Annotated in this window: 7 protein-coding genes and 1 pseudogene; all 8 read right to left on the bottom strand. The window is 43.4% G+C overall.

Features of this window, described 5'->3' with window-relative positions:
- Window positions 1–610, bottom strand: a 610-nt coding sequence (locus tag QZ565_RS07105; protein WP_295527513.1) for a TlyA family RNA methyltransferase, incomplete at its 3' end; no start/stop codon positions are given.
- The gene (locus tag QZ565_RS07100) at window positions 603–1,478 is read right to left on the bottom strand and encodes a polyprenyl synthetase family protein (protein ID WP_295527510.1); all 876 of its coding nucleotides are present in this window, start codon (window positions 1,476–1,478) and stop codon (window positions 603–605) included. The genes QZ565_RS07100 and QZ565_RS07105, both read right to left, overlap by 8 nt.
- Window positions 1,475–1,687 carry an exodeoxyribonuclease VII small subunit gene (locus tag QZ565_RS07095; RefSeq protein ID WP_000043226.1) on the bottom strand — a complete coding sequence of 71 codons (213 nt, stop codon included), beginning with the start codon at window positions 1,685–1,687 and terminating at the stop codon, window positions 1,475–1,477. The genes QZ565_RS07100 and QZ565_RS07095 overlap by 4 nt, the downstream gene beginning before the upstream one ends.
- Window positions 1,665–3,005, bottom strand: coding sequence for an exodeoxyribonuclease VII large subunit (xseA, locus tag QZ565_RS07090; RefSeq protein WP_295527507.1), 1,341 nt, complete (start codon window positions 3,003–3,005; stop codon window positions 1,665–1,667). The genes QZ565_RS07095 and xseA overlap by 23 nt, the downstream gene beginning before the upstream one ends.
- 127 nt (window positions 3,006–3,132) lie before the next feature.
- The gene (gene udk, locus QZ565_RS07085; RefSeq protein WP_001181365.1) at window positions 3,133–3,771 is read right to left on the bottom strand and encodes a uridine kinase; all 639 of its coding nucleotides are present in this window, start codon (window positions 3,769–3,771) and stop codon (window positions 3,133–3,135) included.
- A gap of 110 nt (window positions 3,772–3,881) precedes the next feature.
- The gene (truB, locus tag QZ565_RS07080; RefSeq protein WP_295527503.1) at window positions 3,882–4,760 is read right to left on the bottom strand and encodes a tRNA pseudouridine(55) synthase TruB; all 879 of its coding nucleotides are present in this window, start codon (window positions 4,758–4,760) and stop codon (window positions 3,882–3,884) included.
- A gap of 10 nt (window positions 4,761–4,770) precedes the next feature.
- Entirely contained in the window at window positions 4,771–6,045 is a 1,275-nt protein-coding gene (locus tag QZ565_RS07075) for a DUF2130 domain-containing protein (RefSeq protein WP_295527500.1), read from the bottom strand.
- Window positions 6,046–6,140: 95 nt separating this feature from the next.
- Window positions 6,141–7,172, bottom strand: a pseudogene (locus tag QZ565_RS07070) (aminotransferase class V-fold PLP-dependent enzyme); the annotation flags it as partial.
- Window positions 7,173–7,207: the final 35 nt, after the last annotated feature.

The following is a 7,207-nucleotide window of genomic DNA, read 5'->3' as shown; positions in this document are numbered from 1 at the left end:
GAACCTTCTTGTCCTTGATAATTCCCTTCTTGCCAATCTGCTCGCGGCCAGCCTCGAACTGAGGCTTAATCAAGGCCACGACCTGACCTCCCTCCTCTAAAATCTGATAGAGGGCCGGCAAAATCAAGCTGAGCGAGATAAAGCTGACGTCAATGCTGACAAAGCTGGGCTGAAATTCGAAATCAGCTGGCTCGGCATAGCGGAAATTAAACTGCTCCATGCTGACAACCCGAGGATTTTGGCGCAATTTCCAGGCTAACTGATTGGTCCCAACATCCACCGCGTAGACAAGCTCAGCACCATTTTGCAACATGACATCGGTAAAGCCACCAGTAGAAGCCCCAATATCAATCGTGGTCGCCCCATCCACTGACAAATCAAAGACTTGCAAGGCCTTTTCCAGTTTTAAGCCACCACGGCTGACATACTTGAGTTTTTCACCTTTGAGTTTTAGCTCAGTATCATCTGGGATTTTCTCTCCTGGTTTGTCAAACCGTTCTCCATTCAGAACTGCTACAACTAGACCAGCCATGACACCGCGCTTGGCCTGTTCTCGCGTTTCAAACAAGCCCTGTTTATAAGCTAGTACATCCACTCTTTCCTTAGCCATTGATTCTCAAACTTTCTACTACACTTACAATCGATTCTGTATCAAAGGGAATCTGCTGGGCAATTTCTTCTAATTTGGCATTAGCTTGATCCAAGGTTTGGTTGCAAAAGGAAATGGCCTCTTCCAATCCCAACAAGGATGGATAGGTTGATTTTTCAGCCTGCAAATCCTTTTGCGGTGTCTTGCCGATTTCCTCAAAACTAGCTGTCACATCCAGTACATCATCTCTGACTTGAAAAGCAAGCCCAATCAATTCACCAACAGTTTTCAGTTTTGCTTGTATTTCAGGAGCCAATTCAGCTATAATAGCAGCTGCCTGGAAGGGATAGGCTAGTAGTTTCCCAGTCTTATTGGCATGAATGGTCTGAAGTTCTTTCAAGGACAAATGCTGGTGTTCGCCTTCCATGTCCAAAACCTGCCCTGCTACCATGCCTAGACTACCTGAAGCAAGCGATAAATTGGCAATCAAGTCCACCTTAATCTGACTTGGCAAATCTGCCTGCGCTATCAAGGCATAGGGATCCAGGAACAAGGCATCTCCTGCCAAAATGGCCATAGCTTCACCAAATTTCTTATGATTGGTCAAGCGTCCCCGACGGTAATCATCATCATCCATAGCTGGAAGATCATCGTGAATCAAGCTCCCTGTATGAATCATTTCCAAGGCCGCAGCCACCTGCGCATGTGCTGGTTTAATAGCGACCTGCAAGGCTTCCAGAACTTCTAACAAGAGAAAAGGCCGAATACGCTTGCCACCAGCATGAATGGAATAGAGAATAGACTCTCGCAAACTAGAAGCAAACTGCTGGTCTCCATAAAAGTCTTCCAAAGCCGACTCAACAAGAGCTAATTTTTCTTGCTTTTTCATTCAAAATCACTTTCTGTTCCGTCTTCTTGCATGACCTTGACCAAGGTCTTTTCAGCCTTGTCCAGCGTCGCTTGGAGCTCTTTTGACAAGACCATACCCTTTTGAAAGGCCGCAATCGCATCTTCCAAAGCAATTTCACCATTTTCCAAACTTTGGACAATGGTCTCCAGTTCTGCTAGATTTTCCTCAAATTTCTTTTGTTTTGACATCTTTAACCTCTAATTCTACTTGACCATCTCGCATCAAAAGCGTCACTTGGTCTTTTTTCTTCAAATTTTCAACCGAATCAACAACGGACTCTTCTTTTTTGACAATAGCATAACCACGCGCCACGATTCGACTGGTATCCAACATCAACAAGGCTTCTGAAAGTCGCTTCACTTCAGCAACCTTGGCATCATAAACCAGTGCCATTTGACTTCGTAAGAGCTTGTCCAATTGACCTAGGCGGTCTTGATAACGCTGGATTTTGGTAACAGGTGATAATTGTACCAGTTGATGTGTCCTTGCTTGTACTAGCTGTTTGTTATCGGAAATCTGTGTGCGCAAACTTTGTTTTAAGCGCAGTTGCAGTTGATCCAATCGTTGCAAATAACCATCATACAAGCGCTCTGGCTGTCTAAAGATAACAGACTGACTACATTTTTTCAAAGATTCTTGTTTCTTAGCTAGGACATTTCGGACTGCTGTTGCCATCCGTTTTTCTTGATTTTGCAAATGAGCCAACACATCCAACTTGGTCACAGGTGTTGCTAGTTCAGCTGCAGCTGTTGGCGTTGCCGCCCGACGATCCGCTACAAAATCTGCCAAGGTCACATCCGTCTCATGCCCCACACTAGAGATAACCGGCAAACGAGATTCAAAAATAGCTCGTACCACAATTTCTTCGTTAAAGGCCCAGAGATCCTCGATAGAACCCCCTCCACGACCAATAATCAGCAAGTCCAAATCGTCACGTTCATTAGCACGCGCAATATTTCGAGCAATTTCCTCCGCAGAACCCTCACCTTGAACCTTAGTTGGATAAAGTAAGATATCGACACCTGGAAAGCGCCTGCTGACGGTCGTGATAATATCTCGAATAACGGCTCCACTACGACTGGTTACCACACCAATTCGCTTAGAAAATTGGGGCAGAGGTTGCTTGAATCGTTCTTGAAACAGACCTTCTTCCGTCAATTTTTTCTTGAGTTGTTCAAACTGAATCGCAAGCGCACCAACTCCATCAGGCTCTGCCTTTTCAATGATGATGGAGTAGCTACCACTTGGCTCATAGACCTGCACACGCCCAATCACATTGATTTTCATCCCTTCTTCCAGGTCAAAGCCTAATTTCTGATAAATCCCAGACCAGATGGTCGCTTGAATGACTGCATGATCATCCTTTAGGGAGAAATATTGGTGAGTAGGTCGTTTACGAAAGTTGGAAACTTGCCCAGTTAAATAGACCCGTTCCAAGTAAGGGTCTTTATCGAATTTCATTTTCAGATACTTGGTCAAAGTTGTTACCGATAAATACTTTTCCATCTCCACCTACTACTCATTTTCTTGCTCTTTCATGGGTATTATTATACCAAAAATATGCCTAAAAATCTCCATTTATGTACCATTATGAGAGAAAAATAAAAAAAGGAGGCAAGGCCTCCACATTTGATTATTTGCTGTTTCGAGCTTCTTCCAAAATCTTTGCAATCTTGGTCGTCAAAAGGTCAATAGCAACGGTATTGCTGACTCCCTCAGGAATGACGATATCAGCATAACGCTTGGTTGGCTCGATAAACTGGTGGTACATAGGTTTAACCACACCTAAATACTGGTCAATGACGCTATCAAGGCTACGGCCACGTTCTTCCATATCACGCTTGATACGACGAATAATGCGTACATCATCATCCGTATCCACAAAAATCTTGATATCCATCAAATCACGCAGACGCTTGTCCTCCAAGACCAAAATCCCCTCAACAATAAAGACATCTTGAGGCTCTTGACGATAGGTCTTACTACTCCGTGTATGCTCTGTATAGTCATAAGTCGGGATGTCCACCGGACGCCCTGCCAATAATTCCTTAATCTGCTCGATCATCAAGTCTGTATCAAAGGCAAAAGGATGGTCATAGTTGGTTTTGATACGCTCTTCAAAGGTCAAATGAGACTGATCCTTGTAGTATGAATCATGCTCAATCATGGAAATCTTTTCATCAGGGAAATGCGATAAAATGGCTCTTGAAACACTGGTTTTTCCTCCACCAGAACCACCTGTCACTCCGATAATGATTGGTCTATTTTGCATGCTATCCTCCGTTTTTTTATCCTCGTCTATTCTATCACAATTTTTGGGAAATTTATAGTCTGATTTGGATAGTCTAAAGGAAACATTTCCAATCCCTACACCCAGTTAGACTAGCTAAAAACCTTCCTTGGCTTATAGAGATTGTCCCGTTTTTCTAAAATTGCTAACAATTTATCGCCTTCAAAGGCAGCTAATTCCTTATCCGACTGATCTAGCTCGATAAAACGACCAAAGCGCACTTCTGTAGCCTCTTCTGGACTTAGAAAAACTTTGACAAGGTCCCCCGTCCCAATCTCTAGAGGATGGAGAAAGTCTAATTGTTCAGCCTCCACTTTTGTAGCAATTTCTTCCAAGGTAAGAGCATCCTCCAGTTGTAAACCTGCAGCACTAGTCCTTGTCAGGTATGACATATGAGCTGCATAACCAAGCTTCTCACCTAAATCAACAGATAAGGTACGGATGTAAGTTCCCTTGCTGCATTTCACACGAAAAGTAAAACGTGCAAGTTCGCTCTCATAAGAAATCGGACTTGTCCGCTCAAAGCTATAAATGGTCACCTGACGTTCTGGACGCTCCACCTCCTGACCAGCACGCGCATATTCATAAAGCTTACGACCATTGACCTTAACAGCCGAGTACATAGGCGGAATTTGGGTAATAGGCCCAGTCAAATTGGCTATCGCTTCATCAACAAGATTTTCATCCAAGGGCGACAAAACAGGGGTCTCTGCGACAACTTCTCCACTGGCATCCTCGGTCGTCGTTGAATAACCTAGAGTGATTTCCCCCTCATAGACCTTGCCCTCGTCCTGCATAAACTCGACCATGCGTGTCGCCTTGCCAACCGCAATCGGCAAAACACCCACTACATCCGGATCCAAAGTCCCACCATGACCAATTTTCTTGGTTCCTAAAATCTTACGCAGTTTAAAAACCGCATCATGCGAGGTCATCCCCGCTTCTTTTTTTAAGTTGATAATACCGTTCATTTTTGCTTTCTCACTCCTCCTTCAGCGCTTCAAACTTAGCTTTCATAGTTGGATTTTTTCGGGTCAATTTTTTAACTGAAACATCTTCCAGTTTGTTATTTGCAAGACGGAGTTGGTTTTCGGATGTGGTTAGGAACTTCTTGACCTCTTCCATGCGTTTGATGGCCTTGTCGATTTCATCGATGGCTTTGCCAAAGTTAGTTGAAGCTGAGTTGTAGTTCTTAGCAAAGGCTAGTTTAAAGGCATTCAAGTCCTCCTCAAAATGTGTAATATCAATATTTTGCTCCCGAACCAAGGCCAGCTCCTGCTTGTATTTAAGAGAATTAAGCGCTGCATTGCGTAAGAGACCAATCAACTGTATAAAGAATTGAGGACGGACAACATACATCTTTTCATACTCGTGGCTAACGTCAACAATCCCTGTATTAAAGTAGTCGTTATCGGCCTCTAGCATAGTCACCAAAACGGCATACTCACAGTTCTTCTCCCGACGGTCCTTGTCCAATTCCTTGTAAAAATCTGCATTCTTGTGCTTCTTCTCTGTTCCGTCCGCTTCATTTTTCATTTCAAACATGATGGAAATGATTTCCACTCCATTTTCATCACTCTCACGGAAGATAAAGTCTCCTTTGGAACCACGCGCAGAGACCTTGTTATCCTTCTCAAAGTAGGCATTTGGAAAGGCAAAACTGCGGACCTTGTTAAACTCACTTTCCGCATACTGTTCCAGACTTTCACCGATTGCCTTGGTAGATTGTTGAGCCTTAAAATTCTTATAAAACTCGACTTGTTCACTGGCTGCTTTAAGCTGGGCTTCGTAATTCTGCTTAACAGAAGCTAAAGATAACTCATTTTCTTTTTCTTGCAAGAGGAGTTGATTTTTGACCTGATCTCGTTCTTTTTCTAGGTCAGAAAGGGTCTTTTGCAGTTGATTTTCATGCTCCAAACGCAAGGTGGCCAATTGGTTTTCCAAGGCCTGTACTTCCTTGTCCTTAGCCAAGAGAGCCTGATGGCTTGTCTGTTCAACCTCTTTCTTAGCCAACTCTTTCTCTGTATCAAAGTTTTGGATTTGACTCTGCAATTGCGCGATTTCTTGGTCTTTTTGAGCTAGTTTAGACTGTTGTTCATTCATAGCCTTTTGCTCAACCAAGGCCAGTTCCTGCTTCATGCGGTCGTGTAATTCCTTATCAAACTCTGCTGTTCTCACTTGGGACAAAAGTTCGGCATACTGGCTTTCATTTACTGTAAAGACTTCCCCACAGTTGGGACATTTGATTTCGTTCATATCGTTCCTCTTTCTAGACTTCTGTAACCATTATATCATGCCTGAGGGAAAATCAAAAACAGTGAGTCAAAACCCACTGTTTATCTTCTTTTACTTTAAATTTTTTCCAAGGCCAAGCGCAAATCTTCAATCAAATCATCTACATTTTCAAGTCCGATAGACAAGCGGATTTGGTTTGGTGTGACACCTGCTGCTTCTAGGTCTTTTTCTGACAATTGACCGTGAGTGGTTGTGGCTGGATGAACAACAAGCGATTTAGCATCTGCCACGTTTGCTAGGTCAGAAAAGATTTCTAAATTGTCAATCACCTTGCGGGCTTCTGTTTCTCCACCTTTGACATGGAAGGTAAAGATTGAACCCACACCTTTTGGCAAGTATTTCTCAGCCAAGGCATAGTAAGGACTGTCAGCAAGTTTTGGATAGTTGACTTTTTCTACCTTAGGATGGTTGACAAGGAAATCAACAATTTTCTCTGCATTTTGCACATGACGTTCGACACGAAGTGAAAGGGTTTCAAGTCCTTGGAGCAAGAGAAAGGCATTAAATGGAGACAAGGCTGCACCTGTATCACGGAGCAATTGGACACGAACAGCGATAATAAAAGCCGCTGCACCCACATCACGAGTATAGCTCAAATTGTGGTAACTTGGGTCTTCCTCAACAAATTGAGGGAATTTCCCTGAAGCCGCCCAGTCAAAACGACCACTGTCAACAATCACTCCTCCAATAGTCGTACCATGCCCACCGATAAACTTAGTCGCAGAGTGAATGGCAATATCTACACCGTGAGAGAAGACATTAATCAAGTAAGGTGTTGCAAAGGTATTGTCAGAAACAAGTGGAATCTGGTGTTTATGCGCAATATCAGCTAATTTTTCCAAGTCAGGAATGTTAATCAAGGGGTTGCCCAAGGTTTCAATCAAGACAAGCTTGGTATTGTCATTGATAGCTGCTTCCACTTCCTCCAAATTATCAACATCAACAAAGGTTGTTGTAATCCCATAACGAGGAAGAGTTTCTTTCAAAAGATTGAAGGTTCCACCGTAAATAGTTGATGCTGCCACTACATGGTCACCAGCGTGGGCAAGTGCTAAAATCGTATAGGTTACTGCTGCCATACCTGCTGCAGCTGCAAAAGCTCACACACCCCGCGTCGTGACGA

The organism is uncultured Streptococcus sp. (assembly GCF_915066115.1).
GTDB lineage: Bacteria > Bacillota > Bacilli > Lactobacillales > Streptococcaceae > Streptococcus.
This window is presented reverse-complemented; position numbering and strand designations above follow the sequence as displayed.

Bases quoted from the DNA above. Each gene is read 5' to 3' on its own strand.
- QZ565_RS07100 (WP_295527510.1), bottom strand. From the start codon at position 1,478: ATGAAAAAGCAAGAAAAATTAGCTCTTGTTGAGTCGGCTTTGGAAGAC.
- QZ565_RS07095 (WP_000043226.1), bottom strand. From the start codon at position 1,687: ATGTCAAAACAAAAGAAATTTGAGGAAAATCTAGCAGAACTGGAGACC.
- xseA (WP_295527507.1), bottom strand. From the start codon at position 3,005: ATGGAAAAGTATTTATCGGTAACAACTTTGACCAAGTATCTGAAAATG.
- udk (WP_001181365.1), bottom strand. From the start codon at position 3,771: ATGCAAAATAGACCAATCATTATCGGAGTGACAGGTGGTTCTGGTGGA.
- truB (WP_295527503.1), bottom strand. From the start codon at position 4,760: ATGAACGGTATTATCAACTTAAAAAAAGAAGCGGGGATGACCTCGCAT.
- QZ565_RS07075 (WP_295527500.1), bottom strand. From the start codon at position 6,045: ATGAACGAAATCAAATGTCCCAACTGTGGGGAAGTCTTTACAGTAAAT.